Origin of the sequence: Rhizobium sp. BK650 (assembly GCF_014195325.1) — a bacterium.
In the GTDB taxonomy this organism is placed as follows: domain Bacteria; phylum Pseudomonadota; class Alphaproteobacteria; order Rhizobiales; family Rhizobiaceae; genus Rhizobium.
This window is the reverse complement of sequence record NZ_JACIBK010000009.1, coordinates 142,624-159,339: the sequence shown is the minus strand read 5'-3', so window position 1 is coordinate 159,339 and position 16,716 is coordinate 142,624. Positions and strand designations below refer to the sequence as shown.

Annotated in this window: 16 protein-coding genes and 1 riboswitch; of the genes, 2 read left to right on the top strand and 14 right to left on the bottom strand. The window is 58.7% G+C overall.

The window, feature by feature from the left end; genetic code table 11:
• Window positions 1–37: 37 nt before the first annotated feature.
• The 8 genes from FHX15_RS21415 to FHX15_RS21380 form a co-directional block, all read right to left on the bottom strand.
• On the bottom strand, window positions 38–1,111 hold the full coding sequence (locus FHX15_RS21415) for a putative urea ABC transporter substrate-binding protein (protein ID WP_184400370.1): 1,074 nt from the start codon (window positions 1,109–1,111) through the stop codon (window positions 38–40).
• Window positions 1,112–1,184: 73 nt separating this feature from the next.
• Window positions 1,185–1,295: riboswitch (guanidine-I (ykkC/yxkD leader) on the bottom strand.
• A 287-nt stretch (window positions 1,296–1,582) separates the two neighbouring features.
• The gene (locus tag FHX15_RS21410) at window positions 1,583–2,410 is read right to left on the bottom strand and encodes a shikimate dehydrogenase family protein (protein ID WP_184400369.1); all 828 of its coding nucleotides are present in this window, start codon (window positions 2,408–2,410) and stop codon (window positions 1,583–1,585) included.
• The gene (locus FHX15_RS21405) at window positions 2,403–3,458 is read right to left on the bottom strand and encodes a Gfo/Idh/MocA family protein (protein WP_184400368.1); all 1,056 of its coding nucleotides are present in this window, start codon (window positions 3,456–3,458) and stop codon (window positions 2,403–2,405) included. The genes FHX15_RS21410 and FHX15_RS21405 overlap by 8 nt, the downstream gene beginning before the upstream one ends.
• A gap of 29 nt (window positions 3,459–3,487) precedes the next feature.
• Window positions 3,488–4,216: an amino acid ABC transporter ATP-binding protein gene (locus FHX15_RS21400; RefSeq protein ID WP_184400464.1), complete on the bottom strand. Its 729-nt coding sequence runs from the start codon at window positions 4,214–4,216 to the stop codon at window positions 3,488–3,490.
• A 64-nt stretch (window positions 4,217–4,280) separates the two neighbouring features.
• On the bottom strand, window positions 4,281–4,925 hold the full coding sequence (locus FHX15_RS21395) for an amino acid ABC transporter permease (protein WP_184400367.1): 645 nt from the start codon (window positions 4,923–4,925) through the stop codon (window positions 4,281–4,283).
• 7 nt (window positions 4,926–4,932) lie between these two features.
• The gene (locus tag FHX15_RS21390) at window positions 4,933–5,601 is read right to left on the bottom strand and encodes an amino acid ABC transporter permease (RefSeq protein WP_184400366.1); all 669 of its coding nucleotides are present in this window, start codon (window positions 5,599–5,601) and stop codon (window positions 4,933–4,935) included.
• The gene (gene aroQ / locus FHX15_RS21385; RefSeq protein WP_184400365.1) at window positions 5,598–6,065 is read right to left on the bottom strand and encodes a type II 3-dehydroquinate dehydratase; all 468 of its coding nucleotides are present in this window, start codon (window positions 6,063–6,065) and stop codon (window positions 5,598–5,600) included. Before aroQ ends, FHX15_RS21390 begins: the two co-directional genes overlap by 4 nt.
• 333 nt (window positions 6,066–6,398) lie before the next feature.
• On the bottom strand, window positions 6,399–7,229 hold the full coding sequence (locus FHX15_RS21380) for a transporter substrate-binding domain-containing protein (protein WP_184400364.1): 831 nt from the start codon (window positions 7,227–7,229) through the stop codon (window positions 6,399–6,401).
• 242 nt (window positions 7,230–7,471) lie between these two features.
• Here FHX15_RS21380 and FHX15_RS21375 point away from each other — a divergent pair, with 242 nt between their 5' ends.
• On the top strand, window positions 7,472–9,361 hold the full coding sequence (locus FHX15_RS21375) for a bifunctional sugar phosphate isomerase/epimerase/4-hydroxyphenylpyruvate dioxygenase family protein (RefSeq protein WP_184400363.1): 1,890 nt from the start codon (window positions 7,472–7,474) through the stop codon (window positions 9,359–9,361).
• Between the two features lie 2 nt (window positions 9,362–9,363).
• On the opposite strand, the gene FHX15_RS21370 is transcribed toward FHX15_RS21375, so the two are convergent.
• From FHX15_RS21370 to FHX15_RS21355, 4 genes are all read right to left on the bottom strand, one after another.
• Window positions 9,364–10,056, bottom strand: a complete 693-nt coding sequence (locus tag FHX15_RS21370; RefSeq protein ID WP_184400362.1) for a GntR family transcriptional regulator — start codon at window positions 10,054–10,056, stop codon at window positions 9,364–9,366.
• Window positions 10,056–10,763: a GntR family transcriptional regulator gene (locus FHX15_RS21365; RefSeq protein ID WP_184400361.1), complete on the bottom strand. Its 708-nt coding sequence runs from the start codon at window positions 10,761–10,763 to the stop codon at window positions 10,056–10,058. Before FHX15_RS21365 ends, FHX15_RS21370 begins: the two co-directional genes overlap by 1 nt.
• 283 nt (window positions 10,764–11,046) lie before the next feature.
• Window positions 11,047–13,041: a glycosyltransferase gene (locus tag FHX15_RS21360; RefSeq protein WP_184400463.1), complete on the bottom strand. Its 1,995-nt coding sequence runs from the start codon at window positions 13,039–13,041 to the stop codon at window positions 11,047–11,049.
• On the bottom strand, window positions 13,023–14,255 hold the full coding sequence (locus FHX15_RS21355) for an HlyD family secretion protein (RefSeq protein ID WP_184400360.1): 1,233 nt from the start codon (window positions 14,253–14,255) through the stop codon (window positions 13,023–13,025). Before FHX15_RS21355 ends, FHX15_RS21360 begins: the two co-directional genes overlap by 19 nt.
• A 372-nt stretch (window positions 14,256–14,627) precedes the next feature.
• On the opposite strand from FHX15_RS21355, the gene FHX15_RS21350 reads away from it, so the two are divergent.
• Window positions 14,628–15,773: a helix-turn-helix transcriptional regulator gene (locus tag FHX15_RS21350; RefSeq protein WP_184400359.1), complete on the top strand. Its 1,146-nt coding sequence runs from the start codon at window positions 14,628–14,630 to the stop codon at window positions 15,771–15,773.
• Between the two features lie 26 nt (window positions 15,774–15,799).
• Here the strand turns inward: FHX15_RS21350 and FHX15_RS21345 are convergent, their stop codons facing one another.
• Both FHX15_RS21345 and FHX15_RS21340 read right to left on the bottom strand, forming a co-directional pair.
• Complete coding sequence (locus FHX15_RS21345; protein ID WP_184400358.1) at window positions 15,800–16,138, bottom strand: slr1659 superfamily regulator; 339 nt, start codon at window positions 16,136–16,138, stop codon at window positions 15,800–15,802.
• A gap of 15 nt (window positions 16,139–16,153) precedes the next feature.
• Complete coding sequence (locus FHX15_RS21340; protein ID WP_184400357.1) at window positions 16,154–16,714, bottom strand: slr1658 superfamily regulator; 561 nt, start codon at window positions 16,712–16,714, stop codon at window positions 16,154–16,156.
• Between the last annotated feature and the right edge of the window lie 2 nt (window positions 16,715–16,716).

Genomic DNA, 16,716 nt, shown 5'->3' with positions numbered 1-16,716 from the left:
AAAGGGGCGGCGCGCCTGGCTGCGCCGCCTGTTGCGATCAGAGCGAACCGTCGGCGGCGGCCTTCATGTAGGTCTCGGTGAAGCGCAGCTTCACATTGCCGGTATCGCCCAGCACCTTGCCATCAGGCATTTCGATCCCGATGACATCGGCAGACGGCGCGCCATTGCCGAGCAGGCCCTTATCGAAGAGGAAGTTGCGCACCAGATCCATGGTCTTCGGCAGATTGGGCGAGGCGGTGAAGGCAACGGCATCGGCCGGCTTGTCGAAAAGCTTGGTGGCAGCAAGCTGGGCTTCGAAGCCGACGAGATCAGTGCCCGAAGCCGAACCCATGGCCTCGCGGGCCGCTTTGCCTTCGGCGGTATCAGCACGCAGCAGGGCGGCCGTCTCGTACCAGATGCCGGCGAGCGCCTTGCCGAAATTCGGATTGTCCTTTAGCACGCCGCTATTGGCGACCATCAGGTCGATGATTTCGCCCGGCACCTGCGAACTGTCGAAAACCTTCTTGGCCGTGGGATCTTCGAGGATGGTGGAGACCAGCGGGTTCCAGGTGACGACAGCGGAAACATCGGGCGTCTTGTAGGCTGCGACCATGTCGGCGTCGGAGGTGTTGACCACCTTCACGTCGCGCTCCGTCAGCTTGATGCTTTCGAGTGCGCGGGCGAGGAGGTAATGGGAGACTGAAAACTCGACGAGGTTGACGTTCTGGCCCTTGATGTCGGCGAGGCTTGTCTTGTCCTTCAGAATGACGGCGTCATTGCCGTTCGAGAAGTCGCCGACGATCACGGCGGTGGTGTCGACGCCGCCGGCTGCCGGAATTGATAACCCGTCCATATTGGTCAGCGTCACGGCATCGAAGGCGCCTGCCGTGTACTGGTTCATCGACTCCACATAGTCGTTGAACTGAGTGACATCGATCTTGATGCCGTATTTGTCTGCCCATTTCTTGACGATGCCGTGGTCAGCGGCATAGCCCCAGGGCATCCAGCCGACATAGATGGACCAGGCGACCTTGAACTCTGTCTTCTGCTCGGCCTTGGCGATGGAGCTCAGGCCGAGCGCCAGCGAAGCGGTCAGCGCTGTGATGGAAAGGATCTTCGAAAAAGTCTGCATGAAATTCCCCCTTTGCTTTTCTTCAAAAGGGATCGGCAATGACCATCGTGCCGCCAATCCCTTGGCTTACGAGGTCTCCCGGGCTTTTGTCCCGCCGTGCACCCGGCGGGATGTCTCCCTCGCCGGTGGCAGCTCTCGGACCAGTCACGCCTTACTCAGCGCCGGAACCCTAGCCGCCAACTCTGCTCATACCGAAGCAAGCACCATGCCAATTGTTTATGGTGTTGATTTTTAAGCATTAATGCTGGTTCCTGGTGGGGTGTTGCTTAAAAACTGTATTCAGTTGCTCAATGAAAGGGCATTTTCGAAACAGAATTGACGGACATTACCAAATCGACTGCGCTCGCTGAGCAGTCGGTTTCGACGATGTATCGGCGGGACTATGGCCTGAGTTCTACGATGCCGCGGCCCATGACCCGAAGGCCATAAAAGGCGAAGGCAAGCGCGGGTCCGGCTTCAAGCGAGATGGTGCTAGAGATTTGCGATCAGTCTTAAATGCTCGGCAGTCGTCGCCGCAAATCCGAAAAACTCGAGGTATGCTGGTATCTGCTCAAACAGCATATCGGTCCCCACCTGAAATCGGCAGCCTCTCTCCCGTGCCGCTGCCAGAAACGGCGTGATTTCCTCCTTCATCACCACTTCGCCGACGAAATTACCGGGCGAGAGCCGCGTCACATCCAGCGGCAGGGGGTCACTCTCGCGCATACCGAGGGGCGTGGCGTTGATGACGATGTCGAATCCCGTCGGATCGTTTGAACCTGTCGTGACCTGCATGGCCGGATAGTAGGTGGCGAGGCGAGCCTTCAGGCCGTCGAGTGCGGCCTTATCATCGTCGTGGAGAGCGAGGTGGGCGAGACCCGCGCTGGCGAGCGACGCGGCAATGGCCGAGCCGACACCGCCCGCGCCGATCATCAGGGCTTTGGCGCCTGAGATCGCCTGCTCTTTGCGTTTGAGGCCGCGCACGAAGCCCTCGCCGTCGAACATGTCGCCGATCAACTTGCCGCCTGAGCCGAGCTTGACGGCGTTGCAAGAGCCGGCCACGCGGGCGTTCGTGGAGATCTCGTCCAGAAGACCCATTGTTGCGATCTTGTGGGGCATGGTGATAAGGGCGCCGTGGATGTTCGACAGGCGAAAAAGAAGCTTTAAGAAGGCTGGAAAATCCTCCGGCTTGCAGCCCATCGGCACGACGACGGCGTCGATGCCCTGTTTTTCAAAATAGGGATTGTAGATCAGCGGCGCCTTGAAGCTCTCCGTCGGGTAGCCGAGATGAGCGATCAGCCTTGTGGTGCCGCTAATCATGGGATTTGCCTTTAAGGAACATGGTCCTTCCGGTGGTTGCCGAGCCCTTGATCGCCTCGATGACCGAAAGCGTGGCGAGACCTTCCCGGCCGCTAACGAGGGGCGTGGCCGTGCCTTCGATGACATCGCAGAAATGCTGAAGCTGCAGGGTGAGCGGATCGGCATGGGTGACGGGCAGGTGCTCTTTTGTAAGCTTTTGGCGCCAGTCGGGGCGCCCCTCGTTGGTCCAGAGGGTGAGATTGGGGATGGTCAACGCACCTTCGGTGCCGCCAATCTGGTAGCAGGACTGGTCTTCTCGTGGGAAACTTGGGTTTTCGCCCGAGCTGCGCTCCCAGCTCCAGGGCGCGGGCACGGCGTCGCTGGCATTGAACGTAGCGAGCGCGCCATTTTCGAAACGTAGGAGCACGACAGCGGTATCTTCGACCGCATGGCCGCGGGCGGCATTGCTTTCCATTGCATGCACGCTTTCGATTTCGCCGATAAGATGCCGGAGAAGATCGACATCGTGGATGAGGTTGATGAAGATCGGACCGGCGCCGGCCTCGCGGCGCCATTTGACCTCGAAATAGTCATCGGGCTTGGCGACCCAGAAGCTGCCATTGATCGAGCGGATGCGGCCGAGCTTGCCGCTTTCTATCAGGCGCTTGGCCTCCCGGATGATCGGGTTATGGCGGCGGTGGTGGCCGACAAGAATGGGCACGCCGGCTTCCTCCGCACGGCTGACAAGGCCGGCTGCGGCCGCCGCATCGTCCGCGATCGGCTTTTCGATGAGGACGGGGATGCCTGCTGCCACCACATCACCAGCGTTTGCCACGTGCAGCTGGTTGGGTGTGGCGACGATTACGCCATCCGGGCCGGACTTGGTCAACGCTTCGGCAAGGTTTGCAAACCAGGGCAAGCCGTTTGTGCGCGCTTCGTCCCGCGCCGCGGGCGAGGGGTCGATGATGGCGGCAAGGGCGGTGCGCGGTTCAGACAGGACGCCTTCGATATGGCGCCTGCCGATCAGCCCGGCGCCCATCACCGCTATTGCAAGGGGGCGTTTTGACATGATGCTTCTTCCATCTTCTCGTCAGCGGGCTAGTGGCGTAGGATTTCCCCGAGGAACTTGCGGGTGCGCTCGTGGCGGGGACTGGTGAAGAATTCCGCCGGGTGCGCCTCTTCTACGATCGAGCCGCTTGCCATGAAGATCACCCGGTTGGCGACCTGGCGGGCAAAGCCCATTTCGTGGGTTACGCAGATCATCGTCATGCCTTCCTCGGCGAGGCTGATCATCGTATCCAGCACTTCCTTGACCATCTCAGGGTCGAGTGCCGAGGTCGGCTCGTCGAAGAGCATCACCTTGGGGCGCATGCAGAGGGCACGCGCGATTGCCACGCGCTGCTGCTGGCCGCCCGAAAGCTGCACCGGATATTTCTCCGCCTGTTCGGATATCTTGACGCGGGCCAGAAGCGTGCGGGCGCGGTCTTCGGCTTCGGCCTTGGTAACGCCGAGCGCGCGTATCGGGGCGAGCATGCAGTTCTGCAGCACCGTCAGATGCGGGAAGAGGTTGAACTGCTGGAAGACCATGCCGACCTCGCGCCTGATCGCGTCGATCGCCTTGGCTTGGTTGCCGAGCAGAATGCCGCCGACGCGGATCTCGCCCTTTTCGTAGGTTTCCAGATGGTTGATGCAGCGGATCAGCGTCGATTTTCCGCTTCCCGAGGGGCCGCAGAGCACGATGCGTTCGCCCTTATGCACATCGATATTGATATCGCGCAGGGCCTGGAAGGCGCCGTACCATTTCTCCACATTGCTCATGCTGATCATGGTTTCGGATGATGGAGTGGGAACATTGGTCATGGTCTTTGGATCCAATTCGTGAGGCGCTGCATCAGCGCGCGTGGGCCGCGTTGAAGCGACGCTCCAGGCGGGCGCCGAAGATGGTCAGCGGGCAGCACATCAGGAAATAGAGGGCGCCGACGATGCCGAAGACGGTGAGCGGCTGGAAGATCTGATTGGAGATGATGTTGCCGGCCCGCGTCAGCTCCGTGAAGCCGACGATCGAAGCGAGCGACGTGCCCTTGATGAGCTGCACCAGGAAGCCGATGGTCGCCGGTAGCGAGATGCGGATTGCCTGCGGCAGGATCACATCCTTCATGCGCGAGACATATTTGAGGCTGAGCGCTTTGGCCGCCTCCGTCTGGCCGCGCGGCACAGCTTCGATTGCGCCGCGCCAGATCTCGCCCAGATAGGCGCTGGCATGCAGCGTGAGCCCGATTGCCACCGCCTCCCAGGCATCGAGCTTCAGGCCGATCAAGGCCAGACCGTAATAGGTGACGAAGAGCTGCATGAGCAGCGGCGTGCCCTGGAAGATTGCGATATAGGTTGCCATCGCCCGCTCAAGGAGCGGCCTGCCCGAGGTGCGCGCCAGCGCCACGACAAGGCCGGCAATGCAGCCGCAGACGAAGCCGACGGCAGACAGAAGCACGGTCCATTTCAGGCCGATCAGAAGGAAGACGAATTCGTCGCTGCCCATGGCTCCCTCACTTGACCGGATAATTGAAATAGCGGGCCGAGAAGAGCGCGAAGAGGCGCATCATCAGCCAGGAGATGGCGAGGTAGAAGATCGTAATGGTGAAATAGACCTCGAAGCTGCGGAAGCTGTCGGATTCGATGCGCTGCGCGACAGACGTCAGCTCATAGGCCGAGATTGCCGAGCAGATGCTGGTGGAGAGCGTCAAGAGCACAAACTGGCTGGTCAACGAGGGATAGATCGCCCTCAGCGCCGGCTTCAGGATGATCAGCCGGAAGACCTGCACGTTGTGCAGGCCGAGCGCTAGGCCCGCTTCCATCTGGCCCCTGGGAATGGATTGCACGCCTCCCCTGATGATCTCGATCGCATAGGCGCCGCCATTGATGCCGAGCGCGATAATCGCCGTCGGCGTCGGGTCGAGCCTGATGCCGATCAGCGGCAAGGCGAAGAAAAGAAAGAAGATCTGCACCAGGAAAGGCGTGTTGCGGATGAGCTCGACAAAGCCTATCACCAGCCAGCGCACCGGCTTGATATGCGAATCCCTCAGCGCCACGCCGCCGACGCCGATGATGATGGCGAACGCCATGCCGCAGATTGCCAGCAGGAAGGTGCCGAGACAGCCGAGCAGCAGGCTCGGCAGGCCATCGAGGACGGGCGTGAAATCCAGTTGATAATTCATGCTGTCTTTGCTGCTCCGACCATGCCCGCCCCAACCATTCCGGCCATCGCTTCGATCGCCAGCTCGTAACCGCGCGCGCCAAAACCGATCATGATGGCAGTAGCGATGCGCGAGACGAGAGATTTGTGGTAAATCTCCTCGCGGGCATGGACGTTGGAAATGTGCAGCTCGATCTTTGGCGGATCGAAGGTCTTCAATGCATCAAGCAGCGCGATTGAGGTGAACGTATAGGCTGCGGGATTGATGATGATGCCGCAGGCCTCTTTCCGCGCCTGATGGATGCTTTCCACCAGTTCGCCCTCGAAATTCGTCTGGCGGAAATCGATCTCGAAGCCGAGGCTTTCGGCTTTCGCGAGGCACATCTGCCTGATATCGCCCAGCGTCGTAGAGCCGTAGATATGCGGCTCGCGCTCGCCGAGCAGATTGAGGTTCGGTCCGTTGAGGACGAAGATGGTTCTGGTCATGTCGCACACCTCAAACGGGGCAGCTTAGTTGCTTGGTCTTTGGCATAGGGCGCCGTCGACGAGCGACGGAATGCCCGGCTTCAGTCTTGTATTTATCTAGGCGTCGGCCCATCCCTCTGGCGTCATCCTCGGGGCGAGGATCTAATCACGCATCGGCAAGTGCACGGCTCAGGCCCGTATGTTGGAGAAGAGAGCGCCGTCGGCGGTTTTGCCTCTCACGTCTTTTTCGCACCGGGCGTCGGCAGATCCTTGGGACAAGCCCGAGGATGACGGAGGTGGGAGTGGCGGCCTCGTCACCAGCAGGAAGGCCGGTCTGGTTCCGCCATGCATCCATCAGCCCGCCGTAAACGGGATGCCCTCGAGCTTTTCGGGGAATTCCGGAACCGGCACCTTCATCCACTTGTCGTAGATTTTCTTGAGCTCGCCGTTGGCCTTGATCTTGTCGATGAAGGCATTGATCGACGCGTTGATTTCCTTCTCGCCGAGCCGCGTGCAGGCACCGTTATAGAGTTTTTGGAATTCAAGCTTGTTTTCGAATTCTCCGGGTCGGGCCTTTTCGACGCGATCCATATAGAAGATGTTGCCGCCGAGCGCCTGCACCTGGCCGGAGACCAGCGCCTGTACGCTTGCCGCGTCACCATCGAACCGGCGGATCGTGGCGGTGGACGGCGCATTCTTCGTCACCTGCGTATCTTGGGCGGCACCCTTGGCGACGCCGATCGTCAGGTTTGCCATATCCTCATTGGTCTTGATCGAGGCGGACTTTGCGCCGATCAGGACGATGGCGTTGGCGACATAGGGCTTGGAAAACTGCACGGCCTTGGCGCGGTCCGGCAGCATGGCCATGGTGGCGAAGAGCACGTCGACGCGGCCGGTGGTCAGCGCCGGAATGCGGTTGTTGACCTCGAGCGGCACGAATTCGACTTCGACACCGAGTTCCTTGGCGTAGAGCGTGGCAATATCCGCATCAAGGCCATCCTGCTTGCCGGCGCTGGTCACGAAGCCCCACGGCGGGTTGTCGCCCTGGATGCCGACGATCAGCTTGCCGCGGGCCTTGATTTCATCGGGGGTGACTGCAGCGGCCGGGTTTGCAAGTCCGACTGCGGCCACGAGAGCGGCGGCACCCAGCATGGCGCGACGCCGCGTCAGCAACGACTTAAGCATTGGAACTCTCCTCCTTTTGACGGCCGCCAGACGATGTCATGGGCGGCCTAGCAGTCATCCTCTCCCGACTGCACGCATTATGTTTGCCAGAGCAGTGCTCATAAATCAACATAGTATTCTAAAATCGTATGAGATTTTTCGATTGATCAATTGAATTGAAATCTTCACTACATTCGCCATAATGCCATCAGGAAGGTCTGTGGCTTTGTCCGTCGCGGGCTGAACGAGGAGGATTTGGTAACATGAAGACCTCGATTGCGACGGTGACGCTCTCAGGCGAATTGCCGGAGAAACTCGAAGCGATTGCACGGGCCGGCTTCGAAGGCGTGGAGATTTTCGAGAACGATTTCCTGGCCTTTGACGGCAGTCCCGCCGATGTCGGCCGCATGGCGCGCGATCTCGGCCTCACGATCACGCTCTTCCAGCCCTTCCGCGACTTCGAGGGAATGCCGGATGCCTTGCGCAGCCGCACCTTCGACCGGGCCGAGCGCAAGTTCGACATCATGCAGGAGCTCGGCACCGATATGGTGCTGGTCTGCTCCAATGTGTCGCAGGCGGCACTTGGCGGCATAGACCGGGCTGCGGCAGATTTCCGCGAGCTCGGGGAGCGAGCGGCAAAGCGCGGGCTGAAAGTGGGATACGAGGCGCTCGCCTGGGGCCGCTTCGTCAACGACCATCGGGACGCTTGGGAGATCGTGCGTCGCGCCGATCACGAAAATGTCGGACTGATCCTCGACAGTTTCCACTCGCTGTCGCGCAAGATCGATATCAACTCCATCCGCTCAATCCCCAAGGAGAAGATCTTCATCGTGCAGCTTGCCGATGCGCCGCTGATCGATATGGACCTGCTCTACTGGTCGAGGCATTTCCGCAACATGCCGGGCGAGGGGGATCTCCCCGTCACCGAATTTGCCGAGGCCGTCGCCTCCACAGGTTATGACGGCTTCTTCTCGCTGGAGATCTTCAACGACCAGTTCCGCGGCGGCTCGACACGAGCGATCGCTGCCGATGGCCATCGCTCGCTGATCTATCTGGCGGACCAGATCCGCCGCAAGGTAGACACGTCAGTCGGCATCGACATGCCTGACCGAGCCGTTGTCAAAGGGGTCGGCTTCATTGAATTTGCGACCGATGACGACGAGGCGGTGGAGCTTATTCGCATTCTCGAAGCGCTTGGCTTTCGCAAGGCGGCCATTCATCGCTCCAAGAAAGTGACGCTGTTCCAGCAAGGCAATATCCGCGTCCTCATCAATGTCGATCCTGAGGGGTTTGCCAATGCCGCCTATGCCGTGCACGGCACATTCGCCTATGCCATGGCGCTCGTCGTCGAGGATGCGGCTGAAGCCTATGCCCGAGCGCTGGCGCTCGATGCCGAGCCTTTCACCCAAGCCGTCGTGGAGGGCGAATTGCAGCTTCCGGCGATCCGTGGTGTCGGCGGCGGGCTGATCTACCTGATCGACGAGAAAAGCCCGCTCGGGCGCTTCTCAGAAATCGATTTTGAGTCGGTGGAACAGGTCGGGGAAGCCATCGATGCTGGCCTCGTGCAGGTCGACCATATCGCTCAGACGGTCGCCTATGACGAGATGCTGACATGGCTGCTTTTTTATACTTCGATCTTCGAAACCCGCAAAACACCCATGGTCGACATCATCGACCCCGCTGGCGTGGTACGCAGCCAAGTGATCGAAAACCACTCGGGCACATTGCGCATCACCATGAATGGTGCGGAAAACCGCCGCACGCTCGCCGGCCATTTCATCGCCGAAAAATTCGGCTCCGGCATCCAGCATCTGGCCTTTTCCACGGATGATATTTTCGCCACCGCCGAGCGCCTGCGTGAAAAAGGCTTTACGCCGCTGCCGATCTCGCCCAATTATTACGACGATGTGGAGGCCCGTTTTGGGCTGAAGCCGGAGCTGACGGAGCGGCTGAAGGCGGAAAACATTCTCTACGATCGGGATGGGGAGGGTGAGTATTTCCAGCTCTATAGCGGGACCTATGGCGAAGGATTCTTCTTCGAGGTGGTGGAACGACGGGCCTACCGCGGCTATGGGGCGCCGAACGCCATCTTTCGGATTGCCGCGCTGAAGAAGCAGATGCGGCCGGAGGGGATCCCGAAAGATGCGGTTTGAGCCTAGTTAACCCGCCCGCTTGTCAGCACATGTTCGACGCCGCTCTGGATATGTCTGCGAATGACCGCTCTTGCGCCTTCGACGTCGCGTTTCAGCGCAAGCTCGAAGAGCAGCTTATGGTCGTCGACGACGGCCTTGCCGCGAAAGCTTTGTGCCAGCATGTGATAACGCAGGAAGCGGTCGAAGACGGAGGAGAGCGTCGTCATCAGCGTGGCTGAATTGCACGCCGAAACGATCGCCTGATGAAACTCCCAATCATAACGCACCCAGTCGACGGTGCGCGAGGCATCCCCCGCAAGCAGCTTTCGCTCGGCCGCCGCCAGCTTGTGATGGGCGGCGACGATACGGCCTTCCCATTCCAGGTTGCCGGCAGCAAAGGAAAGGCCGATCGCGTGGGTTTCGAGCACTGTCCTGAGATCTGCAAGTTCCTGAAGTTCCTTGACCGAGGCTGGGCTCACCTCGAAGCCGCGCTGTCCCTCGGCAAGCACGAGGTTTTCCATGGCAAGGCGGCTCAGAATTTCGCGCAGCGACGAGACGCTGATCGAGTAATGGTCTCTCGCCTGCTCGAGCTTGATTTTGGCTCCGGGCGCCAGTGCTCCCGAGATGATATCCTGCCGGACCTGCCGGAAGACGACATCGCTGATCGTCTCGGAGGCTTCGCCTGCCACCTTCGGCGTGGTTTTTTCGCTGTGCATCAGGCTGTCATCCCACCTGATCTGGCCTGCGCCGGGCGGGCCGACAGCAGCCCCCTGCCAAGCGCATGTTCGACGCCCGCCTGAATATGGCGCTGCAGGATCTCCTTGGCGGTCTTGCTGTCGCGCTTGAGAGCAGTCTCAAGAAGCTGGCGGTGCTCCTCTTCCGCCACGCTGCCACGATAGGAGAGGGCAACCATCTGATAGCGCAGATATTTGTCGAAAACGGCTGAGTGCGTTTCCATCAGAAGGCGCGAGCCGCAGGCGGCGATCAGCGCCTGATGAAACTCCCAGTCGTAGCGCTTCCAGTTCTCGGCCTGACTGGTGTCGCCCGTCGCCATCACCTTTTCCAAGCGCGCCAGCTTGTAATGGGCGGAGACCAACTGCGCTTCCCATTCCACATCCCCCTGTTCGAAGGATTGTTCCAGCGCATGCTCCTCGAGCAGCAGCCGGAGTGCGGCAATCTCCTTTAGATCGGCGACGGAAACGCCAGCCACTTCAAAGCCGCGCTGCCCTTCGGCGACCACGAGGCCCTCGGAGGTCAGACGGTTCAGAATCTCACGCAACGTGCTGACGCTCGTGCCGTAAGCCCCTTTCAGATTTTCCAGCTTCAGCTTTTGTCCGGGTGCAAGCCGCCCGAAAATGATATCTGCGCGGATCTGCCGGTAGCCGCTCTCCGCGACGGTTTCGCTCACAGCTTTCTGCAGCAAGATGATCTCCGACATTTTTGATTTTATCATATATATCGTCGGCGCAGACAGGATGCAACGCGGCGCGACCGACGTCGGCACGATGACGTCGCGCCGCTATTGTCAGGTGAGGATCGGCAGATCCGCCGCATGCACATAGAGGGGTGCTGCGAGACGTCAGCGTCTGCATTTCGGTACCGCCATCGACGTAGCTGGTTGACCAAGCCAGCAGGTTCGTCCGGTGCCAGGCCTTGCTGTTCTTGTCGATCCGCGAAATTCCAGATCCGCTGGCCTGCTGCACCCGCTACAGCGTGCGCGTCCGCCCGAATGAGCGCAGCAAAAGATTAAGGGAAATGGCGACCTTGTCGATGTCGCGAATGTCCTGCGAATACTGGCCGGTATAGAGTTTAACAATCATGTTGTCGCGGGCAGAGCCGCTGAGTTGGAAATAGAGGTGCAGGTAATAGGCCTGCTTGTCGCCGCCGCGGGCCATGCTCCTCCGTCTTTGAGTGACCTGTCTGAGCTCTGTTTTGAACGGGGCGAAGCCGGCGAGTTTCAGCATGACCGATTTGGACTGGAATCGGGCCGTAGTCGGGACCGCAATAACCGCCTTGTCGAGCGCCAGACTTATGACCCGCCCCGGGACATCGTCGACCGTTGCGGCTTCGTCGAGTTTGAATGCATGAAACAGGCGCCGAGGTTTTTCGAAGCAGATGAGGGACGCGATCAGCAGGACGACGATATTGATACCTGACCAGCATGCCGCCACCACCGAAAACTGACCTTGTATATGCGACGTTTCCGGTACGATATTGAGTAGCAGGCCAAGGACGGTAATCGCGATGAGACACGTGATCCAGGCGAAACTGTAACGGTCGAACAGGTTCGATTCGTTGCCGCTGCCCTTCGGCGTCACCCTGAACGGCTTGCCGAACGGCCTTACCAAGCTCGAGACGACGGTAGGCAACATGCGGAATGTCGCAAAGGTTCCGACGGCGCTGGAAACGACAGGCAGATAACGCGTCGGCGTGATCCACAGCATAAGCAGAAAATAGGCTGCAAGCAGCGGCACCTGATGCGACACGTAATCAGCTACATCCGTGAAATAGAGCGGGAGCAGGCCGATCCACAAATACACAATAGGCACAAGCAATATCGTGAAGCGGACGAGATACTGTACCAGCCATGATATTGGCAGGAACATGATCCTCTGAAAGAGCGTCAGCCCGGGTCCGCGCAGCGGGCCATTGTACAGGTAAAGAGTTTGAATGCCCCCCTGACACCACCGCTCGCGCTGCACGAAATAACCGGTCAGATTTTCAGCGGCCAGTCCCATCGACAACCGCTCATTCAGATAGCGCGTTTTGTAGCCTTTATTGAGCATTGAAAGCGTTGTCAGCAGGTCTTCTGTAATCGACTCCGTCGGAAATCCGCCTATGGCGTCGACGGCCTTACGGCGCGCAATGGAGCATGACCCGCAGCAGAAACTGACATCCCAGCCATCTCGGCTGGGCGCGATCTCGTCAAAAAACAGGCGCTGCTCGTCCGGCCAGATATTCTCCAGGCCCAAGTTCGACTGCACCGGGTCGACATTGAAGAAATGTTGGGGCGTCTGCACGATGCCCACGCTTTCATCGCTGAAGAAGGGCAGCGTCCGGCGAAGAAAATGTCGATAGGGAACAAAATCCGCGTCGAAGATCGCGATAAACTCGCCCGAGCTGACCTTTAGCCCATTGTTCATATTGCCTGCTTTGGCATGCTCATTGTCGCCGCGCGTGACGTGAATGGCGTTCTTCTCTTCGCAATAGGCCTTGAGCCAGCCCCGACGTTGGTCGTCAAGCACATATACGTTCAATTTATCGGCGGGATAATCCAGCGCGCGCGCGCCGATGATGGTCCGCTCAAGCACGTCGAGCGGCTCGTTATAGGTAGGGATGAAAACATCTACAGTCGGAAGTTCACGCTCATCGCGCGCAAAGAACGCGCCAGCCAATCTGTCCGCTTCTGCGCTACGATCGACGTAGCGACTCATCAATATCAGAAAGAGAACCACTTCGACGCAAGCCAGGAGCTCCACGACGAAGAGGGACCAGACCCAATAGAAATTCAGACCATCGTTCGGATAGGGAAGGACGGTCTCGGTCAGGCGCCAAAACATATATCGCAATGCCACCGTCGCGACAAATGCGCAGGTAACCGCACGCGTCCAGGTGCGATGACGCGACCAATTGAACGGCCCCAGGAAAAAGAAGGCCAAAACCAGAAGTGTTGGGACCAGCGCTACAAGATACTGAACCACAGGTTCTTGACCCAATTGGACACGCCGAAGCCGTGTTTGGAAAACCGCACCTGCACTGTACGCCCCACCTGGCAGGAGTTCGCAAAGTCGTCGTTCATGAAGGATGGCGCAAGGAGAACCCGAATGCGGGCATTACGTTGTGTCGACGGCGGTAAGCTGGCTGCAAAGGAATCGGCTTCGACAGCCGCTGAACTGCCTCTTACAGAAATGACCGTACCGCTGAAGACATCACTGCGGCCGAACAAGCGCACCTGCGCAACGAGTCCCGGATAGATCTGGTCATAGTCGACCTCGGGAACAAGGATGTCCACAAACAGCTCTCGACAGTCGAGGAGACGCATCAGCTCGTTGTTAAGCACGACGTTCGAACCGTTGACGATACTCCTGCTCCAGACAACGCCGTCAAACGGCGCTGTTGCTATTGCAGATTCAAGACTTCTGACGCGGTTTTCCTCTTCGGTCAGCTGTTTTTGAGCTTCGGCGGCTCGTGTCTCATTTTCCGCTATGCGTGAGTTCAAGTCGTTGATGCGAACGATAACTTCATCCTCTCGCTGTCGCGAATAAGGTACATCATTCTGTCCGTCGCCGAAGACAAAGATACCTTGGCGGACGGCATCGAGCCTTTGTTGCAACTGTTCGACCGTTAAATTGCTGATTTCGACCTCGCCGCCAGTCGCAGCTCCGGCGGCGCGCGCAGCCTCAACCAGCTTCTGCGTGAGAATGCCTTTCGACTCGAGCTCCATTCGCCGGTTCAAGTCGACCTGCGCGACCAGATCCTGGGCTTGTGACACTTCAACTTTCTTCCGCAGGATTTCGACTTCGCGCTCAAGATTGGCAATCGTGGTCTGCCGGTAGACTTCCAATCGGGCAGATAGCTCTGCGCGAAGTTGGGAGAGCTCATCTCGCTCCCTTTTCAGCGCTGCGACCCGGTCGAGCGCCGTGTTGCGATCTGCTTCCAGTGAGGCGAGGATTGCGCGATTGACGCGCGGGTTTCTGATCTCTGCAAGCACCTCGCCCCCTTTTACCTGGCTGCCGACCTTAAGAGGCTCGTCTGCGATCGTGCCGTCGATCGGGGCGTTGACGACAGCGAAACGCGCATTGACCGTACCGTCAAGGCTCGTAAAGCCGGTGATCGCTGGCAACAAAACGATGATCACGAGCGCAAGCAGCAACAGACCGACAGCAATGCGTGTGATGCGATGGTTCCAGATCATCTCAGCATCCGAAGGTATCGCCCAGCATCATTGTATCCATCAAGCTGGGACAAGGATGCAACCAATTATTGCACATTTAACCCACTGAAAGTAAAAAGACAAGCGATGGTCGCAGCCCGCGCCCCTTTGTAATGCGGTGCAATTGGCTTCGGAGTTAATCATTGCCTAAAAGAACAGGACGCAACCGTATCATCATCGCATCCTGAAATTGTCGCCCGCATACATTTCTGCTCGGAAAAGAATATGATAAGTAGCTCATACACGTGACGTGCAGCAGGCGTCTCCTTTAGAGGCTGTGCGGAGATTTCAACCGCGGCAATTGTTTCTCTCAATTTCAACAACCCGGATCGGCCTCAGCGCTGGAGGGATTGGATGGATACGGAGTCTGGATCTGGAGATGACCTCCCTGTGGGGCCGGATTGGCCGGCCCACATGGAGCGACGGCGCTGGCCGCGTGAACAGACCGCACAGAAAGAAGGCCGCCCGGATGGCCCGCCTGCGCTCGTGCCGTTGCGTTTCTCAACGCAGGATCTGCCGCGGGAAGAACAATTTCAGGCCTGGCGCGCGCATATGGCACCGCTCGTCGATGTCCATCTGCCAGACGACAAATCGTCGGACGACGGCTTCCTTGCCGAACAGATCGGCTGGCGTCTCGGCGACATACTCATCATCCAACAGCGCGCGCAGGCTTATAGCTATATTCGCGATCAAGCCATGCTGCGATCGAGCCCGATTGACCACTGGAACGTCGGCCTGCTTCGCAGCGGTCGCGTCTGGACCGAGGTCAGCCGTGACGTTACGGAAGCCGGTCCCGGCGAGGTATTCTTCAGATCTCTCGGTTATCCCTTTCGCGGCCGAATGACTGATTCAGTCGCTGTACTTGTCTTCTTGCCCTACGAATTGTTGGCTGCGAATGCGAGCCTCCTCCAGGGTGCCAACAACACGCTTCTGTCCGGGAGCCTGGCTGAACTGCTAGTGAACTATATTACTGTTCTGGAAACGAAGCTGAGCAATTTGACGACGGGGGAGGTGCCGCGGATCGTGCAAACCATCTCCGATATGGTCGTCGCATGCGCCGCGTCGTCCACACGAGCAGACACGGGACAAACCCAGACCGGCACGGGAATGATGGAGCGGGCGCACCGCTACATTCACCTCAATCTCCATTCAGATAATTTGACGCCTGACGTCATGTGCCGTGCGCTCGGCATCTCGCGCACGCGGCTTTATCAATTGTTCGAAGCGAGCGGGGGTGTCTCCAACTACATTCGCAAACGTCGATTGCTGCAAGCATATGCGGACCTCAGCAACCCCACCGACAGCAGGCAGATCTCGGAGATTGCGGAGTCCGCCGGTTTCGACACCGCTGCCAATTTTACGCGGGCTTTCAGTCATGAATTCGGGCTGAGCCCCCGTGAAGTCCGAAAAACCGTGACAGCTGAGCGTCCGGTTGGCCCGGTTGCACGGTCTACGCGGCGTCATGGGGCAACGATCGGCGATTGGTTCGTACTTGGCTGATCCTGTGCCACGATCAAGGTCTTTCCTCAGCTAAGTCTGAGATCTACTCCCGGATATAACTTCTTCAAATTCGGAAGGGATTTCGACTGCCAAGGATATTCCGAGCTTCCGCGCACTGTGAATTGGACATTCGGCTTGTTGCGGACCTCAATCGTGAGCTTGGCGAGCAGGTTGATCCCGGAAGAATTGAGAAATTGTAGCCCTGTGAGATCGATGGTGACCCGCTCGGGCGCGGCTTCCAAAATCCCCATGACGAGGGAAAAAATCGGCGCATAGGCCTCCGTGTTGGGTAGGCGCATGACCCCATCGAAATAGATTTCCGTGCCTTCCGACCAGACGTGATACTCTTCTTCCTTGATTTCCATATCCAACCTCTCCCCTCAATTCGAGGCATCTGGAACTGTGATCGACGCGTAGGTTTCCAGCGGAATTCTCCCGTCCGGGTCCCCGGCTCCGAAGACCCATGCAAAATGAGCGCCATAATCGCTCATAAGGGTCAGAAGTCCGAGACCCGAGCCGGTTGTATTCGCATCGGTTGCATTCGCCTCAATTCGCTTGATGAGAAGCTCGCCCGGATCGCTTACGGTTATTTGCGAAAGCAGATCCTGAAACTGTCGGGACGCGTCCTCGTCGACAAGATTGGAGACTTTGGCGCGAAAGACATCGTTCTCAACTGAAGCCTCTATGACGATTTCGCCGGCTGCGCGAAATTTCACTGCATTTTCAACAAGCTCGTTCGTGAGAAAGCGAACATCATGTCGGACCTCCCTATAGAGGTTACGGGATTTGCGGTAGCGCAGGGCGACGATTTCGGCGACGAAATCAGAGGTGATCGCGCAATGTTTCCAGCCGAGATCGAGAGGTCCCTCGAAAAGGCGCAGCCGCGTTATATTCTTGCCTGTTCCGATCGTCAGATCCGCTAATCCGTACAAGATCGTCATCC

Bases quoted from the DNA above. Each gene is read 5' to 3' on its own strand.
- aroQ (WP_184400365.1), bottom strand. From the start codon at position 6,065: ATGACCAGAACCATCTTCGTCCTCAACGGACCGAACCTCAATCTGCTC.
- FHX15_RS21390 (WP_184400366.1), bottom strand. From the start codon at position 5,601: ATGAATTATCAACTGGATTTCACGCCCGTCCTCGATGGCCTGCCGAGC.
- FHX15_RS21345 (WP_184400358.1), bottom strand. From the start codon at position 16,138: ATGGAAATCAAGGAAGAAGAGTATCACGTCTGGTCGGAAGGCACGGAA.
- FHX15_RS21410 (WP_184400369.1), bottom strand. From the start codon at position 2,410: ATGATTAGCGGCACCACAAGGCTGATCGCTCATCTCGGCTACCCGACG.
- FHX15_RS21395 (WP_184400367.1), bottom strand. From the start codon at position 4,925: ATGGGCAGCGACGAATTCGTCTTCCTTCTGATCGGCCTGAAATGGACC.
- FHX15_RS21375 (WP_184400363.1), top strand. From the start codon at position 7,472: ATGAAGACCTCGATTGCGACGGTGACGCTCTCAGGCGAATTGCCGGAG.
- FHX15_RS21405 (WP_184400368.1), bottom strand. From the start codon at position 3,458: ATGTCAAAACGCCCCCTTGCAATAGCGGTGATGGGCGCCGGGCTGATC.
- FHX15_RS21355 (WP_184400360.1), bottom strand. From the start codon at position 14,255: ATGATCTGGAACCATCGCATCACACGCATTGCTGTCGGTCTGTTGCTG.
- FHX15_RS21400 (WP_184400464.1), bottom strand. From the start codon at position 4,216: ATGATCAGCATGAGCAATGTGGAGAAATGGTACGGCGCCTTCCAGGCC.
- FHX15_RS21350 (WP_184400359.1), top strand. From the start codon at position 14,628: ATGGATACGGAGTCTGGATCTGGAGATGACCTCCCTGTGGGGCCGGAT.
- FHX15_RS21370 (WP_184400362.1), bottom strand. From the start codon at position 10,056: ATGCACAGCGAAAAAACCACGCCGAAGGTGGCAGGCGAAGCCTCCGAG.
- FHX15_RS21340 (WP_184400357.1), bottom strand. From the start codon at position 16,714: ATGACGATCTTGTACGGATTAGCGGATCTGACGATCGGAACAGGCAAG.
- FHX15_RS21380 (WP_184400364.1), bottom strand. From the start codon at position 7,229: ATGCTTAAGTCGTTGCTGACGCGGCGTCGCGCCATGCTGGGTGCCGCC.
- FHX15_RS21415 (WP_184400370.1), bottom strand. From the start codon at position 1,111: ATGCAGACTTTTTCGAAGATCCTTTCCATCACAGCGCTGACCGCTTCG.